14 protein-coding genes are annotated in these 16917 nt (G+C 65.8%); 4 read left to right on the top strand and 10 right to left on the bottom strand.

Translation table 11 applies throughout. The features are described from left to right. The first annotated feature begins 40 nt into the window (after positions 1-40). Genes ACQ4N9_RS03595 through ACQ4N9_RS03585 form a run of 3 tightly spaced genes read left to right on the top strand, consistent with a single transcriptional unit; the run spans position 41 to position 3028 of the window. Entirely contained in the window at positions 41-1216 is a 1176-nt protein-coding gene (locus tag ACQ4N9_RS03595) for an NAD(P)/FAD-dependent oxidoreductase (protein WP_125465782.1), read from the top strand. Beyond that, a complete protein-coding gene (locus ACQ4N9_RS03590; RefSeq protein ID WP_390965877.1) occupies positions 1213-2025 on the top strand; it encodes an aldo/keto reductase in 813 nt (270 codons plus the stop codon). The genes ACQ4N9_RS03595 and ACQ4N9_RS03590 overlap by 4 nt, the downstream gene beginning before the upstream one ends. A gap of 37 nt (positions 2026-2062) precedes the next feature. Continuing rightward, complete coding sequence (locus ACQ4N9_RS03585) at positions 2063-3028, top strand: metal ABC transporter ATPase (protein WP_125860694.1); 966 nt, start codon at positions 2063-2065, stop codon at positions 3026-3028. An 85-nt stretch (positions 3029-3113) separates the two neighbouring features. Here the strand turns inward: ACQ4N9_RS03585 and hldE are convergent, their stop codons facing one another. The 3 genes from hldE to ACQ4N9_RS03570 all read right to left on the bottom strand — a co-directional run bounded on the left by hldE (position 3114) and on the right by ACQ4N9_RS03570 (position 7664). Further along, positions 3114-4535 (bottom strand): bifunctional D-glycero-beta-D-manno-heptose-7-phosphate kinase/D-glycero-beta-D-manno-heptose 1-phosphate adenylyltransferase HldE, encoded by a 1422-nt coding sequence (gene hldE / locus ACQ4N9_RS03580; RefSeq protein ID WP_390965875.1) that lies wholly within the window; start codon positions 4533-4535, stop codon positions 3114-3116. 129 nt (positions 4536-4664) lie between these two features. Then, positions 4665-6473, bottom strand: coding sequence for a lipid A export permease/ATP-binding protein MsbA (gene msbA, locus ACQ4N9_RS03575; protein ID WP_390965873.1), 1809 nt, complete (start codon positions 6471-6473; stop codon positions 4665-4667). 15 nt (positions 6474-6488) lie between these two features. Continuing rightward, a complete protein-coding gene (locus ACQ4N9_RS03570) occupies positions 6489-7664 on the bottom strand; it encodes an O-antigen ligase family protein (protein WP_390965871.1) in 1176 nt (391 codons plus the stop codon). Positions 7665-7769: 105 nt separating this feature from the next. Here ACQ4N9_RS03570 and ACQ4N9_RS03565 point away from each other — a divergent pair, with 105 nt between their 5' ends. Continuing rightward, positions 7770-8375: a toluene tolerance protein gene (locus tag ACQ4N9_RS03565; RefSeq protein WP_390965869.1), complete on the top strand. Its 606-nt coding sequence runs from the start codon at positions 7770-7772 to the stop codon at positions 8373-8375. A 3-nt stretch (positions 8376-8378) separates the two neighbouring features. Here the strand turns inward: ACQ4N9_RS03565 and ACQ4N9_RS03560 are convergent, their stop codons facing one another. From ACQ4N9_RS03560 to ACQ4N9_RS03530, 7 genes are all read right to left on the bottom strand, one after another. Beyond that, entirely contained in the window at positions 8379-9467 is a 1089-nt protein-coding gene (locus ACQ4N9_RS03560; RefSeq protein WP_390965868.1) for a glycosyltransferase, read from the bottom strand. A gap of 48 nt (positions 9468-9515) precedes the next feature. Continuing rightward, positions 9516-10469: a glycosyltransferase family protein gene (locus ACQ4N9_RS03555; RefSeq protein WP_390965866.1), complete on the bottom strand. Its 954-nt coding sequence runs from the start codon at positions 10467-10469 to the stop codon at positions 9516-9518. A 47-nt stretch (positions 10470-10516) separates the two neighbouring features. Then, positions 10517-11920 carry a PIG-L deacetylase family protein gene (locus tag ACQ4N9_RS03550; RefSeq protein ID WP_390965864.1) on the bottom strand — a complete coding sequence of 468 codons (1404 nt, stop codon included), beginning with the start codon at positions 11918-11920 and terminating at the stop codon, positions 10517-10519. Beyond that, a complete protein-coding gene (locus ACQ4N9_RS03545) occupies positions 11917-12813 on the bottom strand; it encodes an antimicrobial resistance protein Mig-14 (RefSeq protein ID WP_390965862.1) in 897 nt (298 codons plus the stop codon). The genes ACQ4N9_RS03550 and ACQ4N9_RS03545 overlap by 4 nt, the downstream gene beginning before the upstream one ends. Beyond that, positions 12813-13943, bottom strand: a complete 1131-nt coding sequence (locus ACQ4N9_RS03540) for a glycosyltransferase (protein WP_390965860.1) — start codon at positions 13941-13943, stop codon at positions 12813-12815. Before ACQ4N9_RS03540 ends, ACQ4N9_RS03545 begins: the two co-directional genes overlap by 1 nt. Continuing rightward, entirely contained in the window at positions 13927-15684 is a 1758-nt protein-coding gene (locus tag ACQ4N9_RS03535) for a carbamoyltransferase family protein (RefSeq protein WP_347150658.1), read from the bottom strand. The genes ACQ4N9_RS03540 and ACQ4N9_RS03535 overlap by 17 nt, the downstream gene beginning before the upstream one ends. A 262-nt stretch (positions 15685-15946) precedes the next feature. Next, positions 15947-16783, bottom strand: coding sequence for a 23S rRNA (adenine(2030)-N(6))-methyltransferase RlmJ (locus ACQ4N9_RS03530; protein ID WP_125465792.1), 837 nt, complete (start codon positions 16781-16783; stop codon positions 15947-15949). Between the last annotated feature and the right edge of the window lie 134 nt (positions 16784-16917).

Genomic DNA, 16917 nt, shown 5'->3' with positions numbered 1-16917 from the left:
CTGTATACTGCGCACCTGTCTCAGCTTTAGAGGTGCCCGCATGCCATCCGCCATTTCCACCGACGTGCTGATCGTCGGTGCCGGGGTCGCCGGCCTCTGGCTCAATGCCCGCCTGCGCAAGCAGGGTTATTCGACTGTGCTGGTGGAGCGCGCCAGCCTGGGCGGCGAGCAGACCATCAAGTCGCAAGGCATCATCCACGGCGGCACCAAGTACGCCCTGCACGGCGCCCTGACCGGCGCCTCCGAGGCCATCGCCGACATGCCGCGGCGCTGGCGCGAAGCCCTCGCCGGCACCGGCGAGCTGGACCTGACCGGCACCCGCCTGCTGTCCGATGCCCACTACCTCTGGTCCCCTGGCACCCTGGCCGGCAACCTCACCAGCTTCTTCGCCAGCAAGGCCGTGCGTGGCCGGGTCGACCAGGTCAAGGGCGAGCAACTACCGCCCGCCCTGCAGGACCGCGCCTTCAAGGGCAAGGTGTACCGCCTGGCCGAACTGGTCATCGACGTCCCCAGCCTGCTGGCCAACCTGGCGCAGCTGGCCGGTGACAGCCTGCTGGCCGGCGAGCGCATCGAACCGCTGCGCGAGGGCGACGAACTGGTCGGGCTGAACGTCGATGGCCGCGAGATCCGCGCCCAGCGCATCGTCCTCAGTGCCGGTGGCGGCACCGAGGACCTGCTGCACGCCCTCGGCCTGAACCAGCCGACCATGCAGCGCCGCCCGCTGCATATGGTCCTGGCCAAAGGCCCGAACCTCAAGCCGCTATATGCCCACTGCCTGGGCGGCGGGCCCAAGCCGCGCATCACCGTCACCACCCACCCGGCGGCCGACGGCCAGTGGGTGTGGTACCTCGGTGGCGACCTCGCCGAAGCCGACGGTGTCGCCCGCGAACCGGCCGCGCAGATTGCCGCCGCGCAAAAAGAAGTCGCCGGTCTGTTGCCCTGGGTCGATCAGAGCCTGATCCGCTGGGCCACACTGCGCATCGACCGTGCCGAACCTGGGCAATCAGGCCTGGTGCGCCCGGACAACGCCTTCCTAGCCGAGCAGCAGCGCCTGCTGGTGGGCTGGCCGACCAAGCTGGCCCTGGCGCCGGACCTGACCGACCGCGTGCTGGCCAGCCTCGAGCGCGACGGCATTCGCCCGGCCGCCCGCCCCGACCTCACCGACCTGCCGCGCCCGCCACTGGGCGTGCCGGCCTGGGAGCAACTGCTGCCATGAGCCTGCCGACCCTGCACGACCATCACCGCACACTGGGCAGCACCGGCCTGCGGGTTTCGCCACTGGGCCTGGGCACGGTCAAGCTCGGCCGCGACCAGGGCGTGAAATACCCCAACGGTTTCACCATCCCCGATGACGAAGCCGCTGCCCTGCTGCTCGCGCAAGCCCGCGAGCTGGGCATCAACCTGCTCGATACCGCGCCCGCCTATGGCCGCAGCGAAGAGCGCCTGGGCCCGCTGCTGCGTGGCCAGCGCGACGACTGGGTGATCGTCAGCAAGGTCGGTGAAGAATTCGACGACGGCCAGTCGCACTTCGACTTCAGCGCCGCGCACACCCGCCGCTCGGTGGAGCGCAGCCTCAAGCGCCTGGAAACCGACCGCATCGAACTGGTGCTGGTGCACTCCGACGGCAATGACCTGGCGATCCTCGATCACGAAGCGGTTTATGAAACCCTTGCCGCACTCAAGCAGGAGGGCAAGATTCTCGGCTATGGTTTCTCTGGCAAAACCGTTGCCGGTGGCCTGAAAGCCCTGGAACAGGGCGATTGCGCCATGGTCACCTACAACCTCAACGAGCAGGCGGAGCGCCCGGTGCTGGACTACGCTGCCGAGCACGGCAAGGCCATCCTGGTGAAGAAAGCCCTGGCCAGCGGGCATGTCTGCCTGGCCCCCGGGGTCGACCCGGTGCAGGCCAGCTTCGAGCTGCTGTTTGCCCACCCGGGTGTGAACAGTGCCATCGTCGGCACCATCAACCCGCTGCACCTGGCCCACAACGTGGCCACCGTCGCCCGCATCCTGGGCCGGCCCTGAGCCACCCGGGCGGGGGCCCAACGCAAGGAGGAGCCTCGTGCCGCGTACGCTGATCCGCAAGAACCCGAGCAACTTCAAGACCCTGCCGCTGCACGTCGAGGCCACCCCCGACGGCCTGACCTACCAGAGCATCGGCATGCCGCTGAACTTCGCCCAGACCCTGCAGCGGCGCAAGGCGATCCAGCTAGGCAACCCCGAACGCTTCGTGGTCGAGCTGGCCAACCTGGGCGTCTCGGTGCGCCTCACGCTGAACTGGCAGGGCCGCGACTACTGGGTGCTGGTGCGCCAGCGCCGCCAGGACCGCGGCGATGTGGTGCTCAAACTGATTTCTGGCTATGTGCCCGCCCACGAGTTGAACCTGCCGCTACTCACCGCCATTCAGGAAGTGGCCGAGGAATGCCTGCTGGAAACCCCCGAGGGCTGGCTGGGCGGGCGCTTCAACGATACCTGGCTGCCGGCCCCCTATGCCGCCGCCCTGCACTACCGCGAAGCACCGCCCTTCGTGCTCTCACCCGAATCCGGCGCCGCCCGCCCAGTGCACTGCGCCAACCTGATGCTGCTGGAACGGCCACGGGCCTACGTGCACCTGCCGACGGCCTCGCTTCAGTTGATCTATGACCTGCGCCTGCAGGTGCCCAGGGACGCCAAGCCGCTGAGCCTGTTCCACGTCGATGAACGGCTGGAAGGTGATCAACTGGTGGCGCGGCTGAACCGCAAGCGCCCGGACCTGTACCTGATGCCCTTGAAGGATGGCCAGCCGCTGCCTGAGCTCTACACCCTGAAGAAGGACCAGCTGCTGCCGGCGAGTACACGCGGGGTGTGGCTGGCAGAAAGCTTTGCGCGCCAGGAGGGTTGGGTGGTGCGCGATGAGCGGGTGCGCTGGCGGGATTGGCTGAAGCAACAGGGGCTGGCGGAACAGCGCAAGCCGGAAACGCACCTGCAGCGTTTCAGTGACAAGGCCCGTGAATTGCTCGAGCGAGCGCGGGGAACACTGCACAAATAGTCGCGGGAGCAACTGCCTTGCGCTGGCCCCTGTAGGAGCGGCCTTGTGCCGCTCCTACAGGGGGCGTGCCGGCAATGGGCCGGCTTCAGTGCTTGCGGATCTTCTCGACGATGGCGGTGGTCGAGCTGTTCTCGACCAGCCCCAGCACCTTCACCGCACCGCCGTAGGCCTTGACGATATCGGCGCCGACCACCTGGTCAATGCCATAGTCGCCGCCCTTGACCAGCACATCCGGCTTCACCTGGCGCAGCAGGTTCTCTGGGGTGTCTTCGGGGAAGCTGATCACCCAGTCCACCGCACCCAGCCCGGCCAGCACGGCCATGCGCCGGTCGACGCTGTTGATCGGCCGGCCCGGGCCTTTCAAACGGCTGACCGAGGCATCGTCGTTGATCGCGACAATCAGCCGGTCGCCTTGGGCGCGCGCTTGCTCCAGGTAGGTCACGTGGCCGGCATGGAGGATGTCGAAGCAGCCATTGGTGAAGACGATCTTCTCGTTGTGCGCACGGGCATCGTCGATCGCCAGCAGCAACTGCTCCAGGCCCAGCACACCGCGCTCGGAACCTTCTTCGCGCTGGATGGCCCGGCGCAGTTCCGGGGCACTGATGGCCGCCGTACCGAGCTTGCCCACCACGATGCCGGCGGCCAGGTTGGCCAAGGCGACCGCGTGGGGCAGCTCTTCACCGGCAGCGATGGCGGCGGCCAGGGTGGAGATCACGGTATCGCCGGCACCGGTGACATCGAACACTTCACGGGCCCGGGCCGGCAGATGCAAGGCCGGGTGGCCGGTGCGCAGCAGGGTCATGCCGTGCTCGCCACGGGTCACCAGCAGCGCCCCCAGGTCGAGCTCGTCGAGCAGGGTGAGGCCCTTGGCGACCAGTTCGGTTTCGTCGGCACAACGGCCGACGATCGCCTCGAACTCGCTCAGGTTGGGCGTGATCAGGCTGGCGCCACGGTAGATGGAGAAATCCTTGCCCTTGGGGTCGGCCAGCACCGGAATGCCTTTGGCCCGGGCGGCCTGGATCAGCGCCTGGTGGTTCTTCAGCGCGCCCTTGCCGTAGTCGGAGAGCACCAGCACCTTGATGCCTTCGAGCAGGCCGTCGACCTCGGCGCCCAGCGACAGCGCGTCGGTGGCGAAGGGTTCTTCGAAGTCGATGCGCAGCAGTTGCTGGTGACGGCTCATGACCCGCAACTTGACGATGGTCGGCTGGTGCGCGATGCGCTGGAAGATCGAGCGCACACCGGCGGCCTGCAGGCTGTTGGCGAGGCTGTCGGCAGCCTCGTCCTGGCCGGTGACGCCGACCAGCGCGGCTGGCGCGCCCAAGGCGGCGATGTTCAACGCGACGTTGGCCGCACCGCCTGGGCGATCTTCGATCTGATCGACCTTGACCACCGGCACCGGCGCTTCAGGCGAAATACGTGAAGTACCGCCATGCCAGTAGCGGTCGAGCATGACATCGCCGACCACCAGTACCGGGGCTTGATCGAAACGCGGCATGGACAACTTCATGGGCAACCCATATGAAAAAGTGAACAGGGGCAGGATATTAGCACAGGGTCGAGGATGGCTTTACGGCCAGCTTCACTGTGGACAACTGCAGTGACAATCGGGGCCATGCAGGCCCCGATCTTTGAGGTTTCAGGTGATATCGGCGTTTTCCGGCGCATCCAGGCCCATGGCATGCAGGCGGGCATAATAGCCATTGGCCGCCAGCAGCTCGGTGTGGGTACCGCGCTCCACCAGCCGCCCCTGGTCCATCACCAGGATCATGTCGGCCTTCTCGATGGTCGACAGGCGGTGGGCGATCACCAGGGTGGTACGGCCTTGCATCACATGGTCCAGGGCTGCCTGGATATGCCGCTCGGACTCGGTGTCCAGGGCCGAGGTAGCCTCGTCGAGGATCAGCAGCGGTGCGTTTTTCAGCAGCGCCCGGGCAATCGCCAGGCGCTGGCGCTGGCCGCCGGAGAGCAGTACGCCGTTCTCGCCGACTTCGGTGTCGAAGCCCTTGGGCAACTGGTCGACGAACTCCTTGGCATAGGCATCGGCAGCCGCGGCTTCGATGTCTGCGCGCGGCGCGCCGGCCAGGTCGCCGTAGGCGATGTTGTTGGCCACGGTGTCGTTGAACAGGGTGACGTGCTGGGTCACCTGCGACACGTGCCGACGCAGGTTGCGCAAGCGGTACTCCTCGATCTCCACGCCATCGAGCAGGATCTGCCCTTCGCTATGGTGATAGAAGCGCGGGATCAGCGCCGCCAGCGTGGACTTGCCGCTGCCGGAGCGGCCGACCAGGGCAATCATCTGCCCAGGCTCGGCGGTAAAGCTGATATCGCTGAGCACCTGGCGCTCGGTGCCGGGGTAGGTGAAGCTGAGGTTGCGCACTTCCAGGCGGCCTTCGACCCGCGCCTTCTCGACGGTGCCGGTATCGACCTCAGGTTCTTCGTCGAGCTGCTCGAAGATGCTCTCGGCACCCGCAAGGCCCTTCTGGATGGTCGAGCTGACTTCGGAAAGCTGGCGGATCGGCTTGGGCAGCAGGCCAGCAGCAGTGATGTAGGCAACCATGTCACCGGCCGACGCATCGCCGCGCAGGAACAGCACCAGGAACATCAGCGCGGCCATGGCGGTGTAGATCACCAGCTGCAGCATCGGCGTGTACAGCGCGCCGGTCTTGGTCATGCGCAGTTGCTTGTCGGTGTTGCTCTGGCTGGCGTTGTCGAAACGCTGCTGCTCGTAGGCCTCGCCGCCGAAACTGCGCACCACCCGGTAGCCCTGGATGGTCTCGGACGCGACGTGGGTCACGTCGCCCATGGCCACCTGGATCTTCTTGCTCTGCTTGCGGAATTTCTTGCTGGCGGTACTCACCATCACCGCGATCACCGGCAGGATGGCGAGCATGACCAGGGTCAGCATCCAGTTCATCCACAACAGATAGACGAACAGGAAGACCACGGTCAGGCCTTCGCGGATCACCACCTTGATCGCATCGGTGGCAGCACCGGTGACCATGGTCACGTTGAAGGTGATACGCGAAATCAGGTGCCCGGAGTTGTGGTTGTCGAAATAGCGGTTGGGCAGCACCAGCAGCTTGTTGAACAACTCGACCCGCAGGTCGTGCACCAGGCACAGCGAAACCTTGGCCAGGAAGTAGTTGCCCAGGAACGAACCCAGGCCCTGCCAGGCCGCGATCAGGATGATCAGCAGCGGCACGGCCTGCAGCAGTTGCAGGTCGCGCAGGTAGGGCACATTGGGGAACAGCACGGCCTCTGGGTTGCTCAGGCCGTCGACGAAATACTTGAGAATGCCGGCCAGCATCGGCTGGGTAGAGGCGAAGATCACGAACCCGACGATGCTCAGCAGGAAAATGCCGACGTAGGGTTTCACGTAGCCCAGCAGCCTGAAGTAGATCTTCAGGCTGGAGGAGTTCTCCGCCGGGAGCGGTGTTTCGGCCATCATCGAGCTCGCTGTTCAGGTTGAACCGGCGATTTTACCACAGGGTTGTTGCCGTTCATGTGCCCAGGGCAACAACATCACCAGCGCCACCGGCAGCCAGCTGATGAACCATTCGGCGCGAGGGGTGCCGGTCAGGCTGGCCGCGTCGAACTGCATGGCCAGGGTGGAGAACACCCAGAAGCCGAACAGGACCTTGCCGAACAGCGTGGCGCGGGCCCGCACGATCTGGCCCAGAGCGAACAGCCAGACCGCCGTCCACAGGAGCATACCGGGCAGGCCCAGCTCCACGGCGACGTGGGTGAACATGTTGTGGGTGTGGTCGAACTCTCGATCCCCCACCGGCACTTGATAGAAAGCACCCAGGCCAAGGCCGGTCAGCGGGTGTTCTCCAATCATCTGCAGGGACGCCCGGAAGATCTCGGGCCGGTACGAAGAGCCGCGCTCCATGATCAGCTCATACATCACATAGAAGGCCACGGCCGTCGCCAGGGCCGCCAACAGTGCAAACAGGCAACTGCTGCGAGTGCGATGCCACAGCGGTGCCAGAACAATCGTCCCGACCAAAGCCAGTGCAGCACCACGGCTCTGGCTGAACACCACGAAGGCCCCCAGGCACGCCAGCGCAAGTGCCCAGGCCAGCTGCAGGGCACGCTGACGGGGGTTGATGTACAGCAGCCAGAGCGCCGCGGCCGCCACCACATAGCCGCCCAGGATCGGATGGGAAATCTCACCGATACCCTTGATGCGAGCCACCAGAGGCTCTCCCTTGATCCCATAGAAGTGCACGATCGAAACCAGCGCAGCCAGGGCCAGCAAGCCCCCGCCTAGCTGCAGCAGGCGCCAGGCACGCTCCGCCCCCGCCTGCGCCAGCAGGGGGAATGCCATCAGGAACAGCAGGATGTACACCAGCCGCTTGCCTTCGCGCGAAACATCCTCGGCGGTGGACCAGGCCAGTGTCACGGCACTCCAGGCCAGCAAGCCCAGCAGCGCGAGCCATAATGCCGGCTGACGCCGCCAAGCCTCGATGAACACCTGCCGAGCCGACCAGGCCAGGCCCAGGGTGGGCAACCACAGGAACAGGACCAGGCCCTGTTGATAAACCTTGTTGCTCGGCGCCAGTGCGATGGCCGCCAAGAACCAGACAAAACCCAGCCCCAGCCAGGCCTTGGCCCAGCGTTTTTCGTACAACATCCCGTTCCCTCGTTGAAACCCGAATACACCAGCATGGTGCTAACAGATAATTTTCGGCATTATTGCCGGTCATTTTGCCTGCCCATGAAGACAAGGCCAGAACTCATGCAATGCTCCCGGCTCTCCCAGACCGACTTCGATCGGCTGATACTCGGCGCCAAGGTGCTAGAGGCAGATAGCCATGGTGCCAAAGTCTACCTGCTTGGGGATGGCAATATCCTCAAGGTTTTTCGCCGCAAGCGTCTGATTTCATCTGCGCTGCTACGCCCCTACTCGCAGCGCTTCATCGACAACGCCCAACGCCTGGCGCAACTGGGCTTGCCTACCCTGGAGGTGATCAGCCATCACAAGCTGCCACTGCCAGGCCGTACCGCCGTACTGTATCGCCCACTGCCGGGCGATACCCTGCTAGGCCTGTCCCGCCAACCCGGTTTCAGTTGGGACACGCTATTGCCACGGCTGATCGAGCTGGTCCGGCACCTGCATCGCTCGGGCATCTACTTCCGCTCGCTGCACTTGGGCAACGTGGTGCAGACCCCCGAAGGGCTGCTGGGTCTGATCGACGTGGCCGACATGCGTTTCCTGCGCGCCCCCCTGTCGTCGCGGATGGTACAACGCAACGTGCAGCACATGGCGCGCTATATCGAGCGCGAGCAGCTTGACCAGCAGTTCCCCCTCGCACAGTTCCAGGCGGCCCTAATCGGCCGGTAAACCTCAGCCCCCCAGCAGGCTTGCCGAGCCGGCCTTGAACGCCGCCCAGCCCTGCTCGGGCGCCAGCGCCTGCCATTGCTCCCGGGCCACGGCCACGCCATCGCGCGTGGCGCAGCTGGCGATGGCCTCTGCCCAGCTGGGCTGGTCGCCGACCGGCAGATAGCAGCCCGCTTCACCCAGTTGTTCACGGAACACCGGCAGATCGCTGCAGATCACCGGCACCCCGGACAACAGCGCCTCCTGTATCACCAGTCCGAGCCCTTCCGAGCGCGAGGGCACCAGCAACCAGTCGAACGCCGGATACAACCGCGCCAGATCGCCACGATGGCCGCAGAAATGCACGCTGTCGGCCACCCCCAGCGCCTCGGCACGGGCCTGCAAGTGCGCGCGCAGCTCGCCATCACCCAGGATTGCCAGCTGCGCGCCTGGCATCCGTGTGCGCGCCTCGGCGAAGGCTTCAATCAGCATCGCAAAGCCTTTGCTCTCCACCAGGCGCCCCACCGCGCCCAGCACCGGCGCGCCTTCTGGCAGCCCCAGCGCCTGGCGGGCTTGTTCACGCCCCAGCAACTGCTGGCAGAACGCGTGCGGGTCAAGGGCGATCCGCACCGTTCGCACCGGCCGCCCAAGATCCTGCTCGAGCGTACGCGCCAGCGTGGCCGACACCGCCGCGACCCGCAGGCGCTCGGCCGGGAACTGGCGGAACAGGCGCACATCCTTGGCATTCAGCCGGGTCGCCCCATGGAACAGCACAGCCACCTGCACGCCGGGCAGCCGGTGCAACAGCGGCAGCAGCAGGCGGGCGACACCGACCCCGTCCAGCAGCAGCACATCGGCAGCCGTCTCACGCAGCGCGCGCAGCATGCGCCAGCGCACCCAGGGCAACGCCAGGCGGTGGGGCATGCGCCCCTTGAGCAGCCGCGACGGCAAATGCCAGCTACGCGTTTTACCGATACCACCGCTCAAGCCATCGCCAAGCAACAGCCAGTTGCAGACCTGCCCCCCCATCGGGGCATGCGCCAGCACTTGGCGGTGGACAGTGTGTACGGACATGAACGGTGCGCCACCCGACCACATCACATTGACGATATTCAACGGTATTGCGCCCCTACGGTCATACGGATGGGCCAGCCAGCTCTTCGATCAGCCGATGCGCATCAGCAATCGCTGCCAGAAGGTCAGCGGCGGATGCGGCCGCAGAGGGGGCTCCATGTGTTCGACAATACTTCGGCCAACCTGGGCAAAGCTGAAGCGCGAGGTTGCCAGCTCGCGCCCGTTGTCGGCAATACGCGCCGCCAGCGCCGGGTCGTCGCGCAGTTGCCGCAACTTGGCCTGCAGCACCGGGATGCTGTCGTACAGCACCACGCTGTGCATGTCGACCAGGCCCAGAGCACGATTCTCCTCCTCGCCCTGGTCGTATGCCAGTAGCACGCACCCGCAGGCCATAGCCTCGAAGTTCTTGATCATGTATTCGCCCATGCCGACATCGGCACTGACGAAAAAGCGGATGCGATTGAGGGTGTTGCAGTAGTCCTCACCGGACTTGGTGCGGGTCACCACCAGGCTTTCCACCTGCCCCAGCTCGTCCAGCAGCGCCTTGCGGCCGCTGTAGGCAACGCTGTTGGTACTGCCTACAAAGGCCAGTTCGATATCGCGCTCACGCCCCTGGTCGATCAACAGCTGCTCGTCGTAGCCCTTGGGCACGAACACGGCGTCGAAGCCTTCCTGGCGCAAGCGCTCACTGACCATGTAACCGGAGCTGATCACCCGCGCCCACGGCAGTTGCCGGTAATGCGCACTGAACTTGCCGGTGTACTTGCAGGGGATGTAGTTCTGGTAGGCGTCGTGCTCGAGAATCACCAGGTTGGGGATGCTGCGAATGAACGCGACCTGGCGGATCTCCTGCTTGAAGCGCAGGAAGAACACGATGCGGTCATAGCGCGTGACGTCGACTTCACGCTTGAAGTAGCGGCGCAGGTTGCGCTGGTCATCGTCGCTCAGCCAACGCAGGTCGCAGTCGCAGTGGGCCGCGACGCCGTCATACAGGCGATCGAGAATCGCCCGTTGTTCCTTCTGCACCAGAAATAGGACTTTCATTGCGTTCCTTGGGCGCTCGGCGCTATCGCGGTCATCATGGGTCAGGCTCACAGGTCGCGGCGCCAGAACAGCTCGTGCCGGCGAACGGCCTTGCGGAAGAATTCGTTCTCGCCATAGGGCGATGGCTGGCGCCCCGCCAGCCAGCGTTGCAGCAGGCGGCGCAAGCGGCGCTTGAAAGCGGCCGGAGGCTGCAGGTCATGCATCATGCCCAGGGCCATGGCTTTGTCACGCTGGGTCGCGGTGTCCAGCACCAGGCTGCAGGGCGCCCAGGCTTCACGGCTGTCCAGCTGCGGCGGCAAGGCCACGCCATCACCGCTGTCGCCCATCGGCCAGCGGTCGTTATCGTGCAGGTGGTTGGCGTAGCACAGCAAGGTTTCCGGCTGCCAGGCCAGGCCTTGCAGCGCTTCGTGCACGGCGGCCTGGGCGCAGATGTGGTCGGGGTGCGGGTCGAGGGTCGGGTGCGGCATCACCAGCACTTGCGGCCTGGCCAGCTCCAGCAACGCGCGCAGGTCGGCCAGCAGGTTGTGCCAGGTAGGCGCACCGTCGGCATCGGCGGGCAGCGGGAACGGGTTGAAGCAGCGGAACGGGCGGATATCGGCCATGTCCGCTTCGCGCGAACCCTGTGGCTGGTCAGGCGCCGCCTGCATGGCGGGCAGTTGCAGGCAGAAATAGCCCAGCTGCACGCAACGCGCTTGCGGTACACCTGCCCAACGAGGCACGGCGATACTGTCCCAGGCCCGCAGCCGGCCCTTGAGCCGCGCTGCCTCGGCCTTCTGCATACCCATCTGCTGGTAATGCTCGGCTTCGATCTCGCCAGCGGTCAGGGTCACCACCCAGGTTTCCTCGGCCTGGCTGTACAAGCCATAGGCAGCCAGCTCTGCGTCGTCGGCGTGGGGCGCGATCACCATCACCCGACGCTTGCGCAACTCGATGGCCGGGGTTATCCACAGGTGCGGCGTTCCCTGCAGCCGGCAATGGCGCCCGCGCAGGCGCAACGTGCCCGCCGCCAGGGGCTCGGCCAGGCCGGTGAGGTTGAGGTAACGCACGCCGTTGGCGCCGCGTTCGAAGGTCTGCACATCACGCGTGGCGCCGCCCAGCAGCTCGACGCGCGGATCGAGGAAGCGCCCCAGCCAGCCGCTCTTGATGCCGACCTCAAGGATCAGCGTCTCATCGCCCTGCAAGGCGGCATCGGTGCGCAGCAGATCACCTTGCAGCGTCGCGCAGGCTTCGCGGGTCTGCTCGCCGAAACGGTAGGCGTAGTCTTCACCGGGGGCATAGAACAGGTGGTCGGCGAACCACGCCTCATGCGCGGCCCACAGCAGCGGCAGCAGCAACAGCGGCAGCCACCACCAGCTGAACAGCCCCAGCGCGACCAGGAGCACCAGCCCGGCCAGCAGCCCCAGGCGCTTGTTGCGCCGATGGCGCTTGAGCAGTTGCTGCTTGCGGCTCACGACTGGAACACCGGCACAGGGCTGCACCAACGGTCCTTGTACTCACGGTCGGCACGGCCAAAGGAGAACCGCAGCGCCTTGCCACGGCTGTTGGCATCCTCCCAGGCGGCCTGGGTATTGAGGAAGCTCAGCACGCTGCCGGGGCTGAACGCCTTGGTCTCAGGGTCGACGCCGCCATTGACGTACTCCACGCTGATCCACTGCGGCGCCTCGACGCGGTACACCAGCTGGATGGCGATGGGGGCATCGTTGAGGAACAGCACCGAACCGACCAACAGCTCGCGCAGGCGCTCGACCACCTCGGCCATGTGCGCCGCACCGGTGGCCGGGAAGCCCCAGCGGCGCTGGAACAGGTCACAGTACATGGCGGCGATCTGCGCCGAGGTGAAATCACCGATCGGCCGCACTTGCCCGCCCGCCTCTTCCAGCAGGCGCAGCTCGCGGCGCTGGTTGTAGCGGAACTTCTTCGACAGGTCCTCATGCGCGCGGGCCATGGCCAACTGCTCGGGCTGCGCCTTCAGGCCGCTGAAGCGGCCCTGGTTAAGCTCCGACAGGTAGCGCCCGGCATGGCGCAGCGGCGCGGCTGCATCGGCGGCGGCCGGCAGGATGATCTCGGCATTGCCCAGGTCGAACAGGCCCTTCTTGCCATGGCGCTTGAGCACGTCCTTGGACAGCGCCAGGTGGCGCCCCCACACCGGCAAGGCGGCCTTGATTTCACCGCCCTGTGGATAACCGAGGTAACGCACCGGGATCTGCGCCAGGTCGGCCAGCTGCTCGATCACCCGCGGATGGGTGGCGACACTGCCGCCAAAACGCTGCCAGGCCTCGTTGTAAGCAGCCGCATCGATGACCTGCCAGCCGCGCTCGCGCCAGCCCTGGATAAAGTTGAGCATCAGGCCTCCGCAACCAGTGCACGGACTTGCGGCAGTTGCCAGAAGGTTTCGCGTACCGCCCGATCACTGAACCGCTCACCCAGGCGCTGCAGCATGTGCTGCGCACAGGCCGCCTGCTGCTGCGGGTCCAGCCCGGCCAGGTGCTTCAGTCCCTGGGCCAGCTGCGCGGTATCACCCAGCGGGAACAATACGCCAACACCTTCGACCACCTCGCGCGCACCGCCGCAGGCCGTGGCCAGCAGCGGTACGCCGGCGACCATGGCTTCGAGCAGGACCATGCCGAACGGCTCATGGTCGGAACTCAACGCGAAGACATCGAACGCCTTGAAATAACGACGGGCATCCGGCACCTGGCCGAGGAAGTCGACCTGCGCGGCAATCCCCAACTCGGCGGCCAGCGCCTTGAGGTTCGACTCCAGGCGGCCCTTGCCCAGGATCGCCAGGCGCGCTCCGGCCGGCAGCCCCGGCAGTGCTTGGGCAAAGCCGCGCAGCAGGGTGGCCTGGTCCTTGTCCGGGTGCAGGCGGCCGACATTGCCGACCACCCAGGCCTGCTCGTCGAGCCCCAGGGCCCGGCGCGCCTCGGTACGCGGCACCAGGCTGGCCTGCAGCGCCTCGACATCGATGCGGTTGTAGAGGGTCTGGATACGCTCGGCGGGCCACTGCGCCAGGCAGCGGCGCATGTCGTCGCGCACGGCATCCGATACACCGAGCAGGCTCAGGCGCCGGCGGAACAGGTTGGCGAACAGCCGCCGGCCCTTGCGCTGGTAGTCGCCAAAGGCATGGTGCACACCGATCACCGGCAAGCCGGTGCCCAGCAGCGCCACGTAGATCGGCTTGAAGCGGTGGGCAATGCAGAAACTGAAATTGCGCTGCGCGGCGATCTTGCGCAGCGCAGCGATGGCGCCCAGCTTCAGGCCGCGCACGGCCTTGGAGCTGAACTCCAGGAACAGCACCTCGTCCGAGGCGCAGCCCGCCGCTACTTTCGCGTTGGCTGCCCCGGTGAGGAATACGGTGGTGACCTTGTAGCCGCTGCCCTGGAACAGGCTGGCGTATTGACGGGCGCAATCGAGGAACGGCCCGTCATAGCCATGGCAGAACTGCAGGATCCGCGGTTCAGAGCGGCTGGTCATAAGGCGCCGCGCCGTCCTTGACCACCAGGATGTCTTCCATGATCAGGTACTGCAGGTCCGAACCGAAGAACATGTTCAGGGCATCGGTCGGCGAGCAGATCATCGGTTCGCCACGGCGGTTGAGCGAGGTGTTCAGCGACACGCCGTTGCCGGTGAGGTTTTCCAGCGCCTTCATCATGTCGTAGTAGCGCGGGTTGTACTCGCGCTTGAGCACCTGGGCACGGGAGGTACCGTCCTCGTGGACCACTTCCGGCACGCGGGTCTTCCACTCTTCAGCCACTTCGAAGGTGAAGGTCATGAACGGCGCCGGGTGGTCGATCTTGATCATCTGCGGCGCGACGGTGTCGAGCATCGACGGGCAGAAAGGCCTCCAGCGCTCGCGGAACTTGATCTGGTGGTTGATGCGGTCGGCCACGCCCGGCACGCTCGGGCAACCGATGATCGAACGACCACCCAGCGCACGCGGGCCGAACTCCATGCGGCCCTGGAACCAGGCCACCGGGTTGCCGTCGACCATGATCTTGGCGATCTGCTCGGGCATGTTCTCGAGCTTGCGCCAGACAGGCTTGCTCGGGTGGCGGGCGCAGGCGGCGATCACGTCTTCGTTGGAGTACGCAGGGCCGAGGTAGACGTGTTCCATCTTCTCGACCGGCACGCCGCGGGCGTGGGACACATAGGCCGCCGCACCGACAGCGGTACCGGCGTCGCCGGAGGCCGGCTGCACGAACAGCTCCTTGACGTCCGGGCGGGCGATGATCTTCTGGTTCAGCTTGACGTTCAGCGCGCAGCCGCCGGCGAAGGCCAGCTTGCCGGTTTCTTTCAGCGTGTCGCCCAGGTAGTGGTCGATCATCTGCAGGGCCAGCTTCTCGAACAGCGCCTGCATGCTCGCCGCGTAGTGGATGTACGGCTCGTCGGCGATGTCGCCTTCGCGTTTCGGGCCCAGCCACTCGATCAGCTTGGGCGAGAAGTAGAAGCCCTTGCCCTTCTCTTTATAGCGGCGCAGGCCGATGACGTTGGCGTAGTCGGTGTTGATCACCAGTTCGCCGTTTTCAAAGCTGGCCAGGCGCGAGAAGTCGTATTTGCTGGCGTCGCCGTACGGCGCCATGCCCATGACCTTGAACTCGCCGTCGAGCATCTCGAAACCGAGGAACTCGGTGATCGCGCCATACAGGCCACCCAGCGAATCCGGGTCGAAGAACTCCTTGATCTTGTGGATCTTGCCGTTCTCGCCATAGCCGAAGAAGGTGGTGGCGTACTCGCCCTTGCCGTCGATCCCGAGGATCGCGGTCTTCTCCTTGAAGCCCGAGCAGTGGTAGGCACTGGACGCGTGGGCCAGGTGGTGCTCGACCGGCTCGATCTTGATCTTCTTCGGGTCGAAGCCCAGCTGCTCCAGGCACCAGACGATCTTCTTGCGGTAGCGCTTGTAGCGGCGGTTGCCCATCAGCAGCGCGTCGAGGGCGCGGTCCGGGGCGTACCAGTAACGCTTGGCGTAGTGCCAGCGGGCCTTGCCGAACAGGCTGATCGGGGCAAAGGGAATGGCCACCACGTCAACGTCCGACGGCTTGATGCCGGCCTGTTCCAGGCAGAACTTCGCCGACTCGTAAGGCATGCGGTTCTTCGCATGCTTGTCACGCACGAAGCGCTCTTCTTCGGCGGCGGCAATCAGCTTGCCGTCGATGTACAGGGCCGCGGAAGGGTCATGGCTAAGGGCGCCGGACAGGCCAAGAATCGTCAGTGCCAAGGGGTTAGCCTCTCAAATCGGTAGAAGTGCGCCACCGGCCACGCAGGCGGGCGACGGCTAAAGGGGCGGGATTATAACGCAAAGATCAGGGACACACCGCCCCCTTGTGGGAACGGGCTTACCCGCGAACACCGGCGCAGCCGGTGCCATGCACCGCGTTGCCTTCTTCGCGGGTAAACCCGCTCCCACAGGGCCTGCGGCGCGCCTGCAAGACAGCGCAGCCCTGAGGGCTGGGTGATCTCCTACAGGGTTCAGCGCCGGCTTACTCGGCGATCAACCAGTCCATGCGGTAGCTGCCTGCGGTCTGCGCCAGCTCTTTGGCCAGCCACGGCAGCAGCTCCTTGAGCTCGTCCTCCAGCCCCCACGGCGGGTTGGCGATGGCCAGGCCCGAGCCGTTCAGGCCCTGCGGGCTGTCCTGGTGGTGCACGTACAGCTCCACCCGCAGCAGCTTGGGCGCGCCGGTGCTGGTCAGGTCCTGGTAGAAGCGGGTCAGCGAGCGCTGGTCCTTGATCGGGTACCAGATCGCCGCGACGGTCTGGCGCATGCGGCCGATCGCCTCTTTCATCGCCACGGTGCAGCGCTTGAGCTCGTCGGCCTGCTCGAACGGCGGGTCGATCAGCATGATCGCGCGCTTTTCCTGCACCGGCAGCAGGGCCCGCGGGATGTGCCAGCCTTCGCCCAGGTGCACGGTGACGCGCGGGTCCTTCTTCATGTTCTCTTTGAGCAGCACACCATCTTCAGGGTGCTTTTCGTTGAGCTGCGCACGGTCCTGCTCGCGCATCAGGCGACGGGCCAGCTCAGGCGAGCCTGGGTAGTAGCGCAGCTCGCCGTTCTTGTTCAGGCGCTTGATGACGCCCAGGTAGTCGGCGGTGACGGCCGGCAGGTCATCGCGATTCCACAAACGGGCGACGCCTTCGAGGTATTCACCGGTACGGCTCGCCTGATCGCCCTGCAGGTCGTACAGACCCAGGCCTGCGTGGGTGTCGATATAGGCGAACGGCTGCTCCTTGCGCGACATCAGGGCGATGAGGCGGGTGAGCACGATGTGTTTGAGGACGTCGGCGTGGTTGCCGGCGTGGAAGGCGTGACGATAGTTCATGGCGGCTCCTGCGGGGGCGCCAAGTTTACCTTGTCGCGAGGGAGACGTCAGGTACGACGGTCGATCCGCATCGCCTTCATCGCCGGCAAGCCGGCTCCCACAGGAATCACATCGATCCTGTGGGAGCGGCGGTG

The organism is Pseudomonas sp. ES1 (assembly GCF_050586605.1).
Classification (GTDB): domain Bacteria; phylum Pseudomonadota; class Gammaproteobacteria; order Pseudomonadales; family Pseudomonadaceae; genus Aquipseudomonas; species Aquipseudomonas sichuanensis.
Note: the sequence above shows the minus strand (reverse complement) of the source record. Positions and strands in the feature narration are given on the sequence as shown.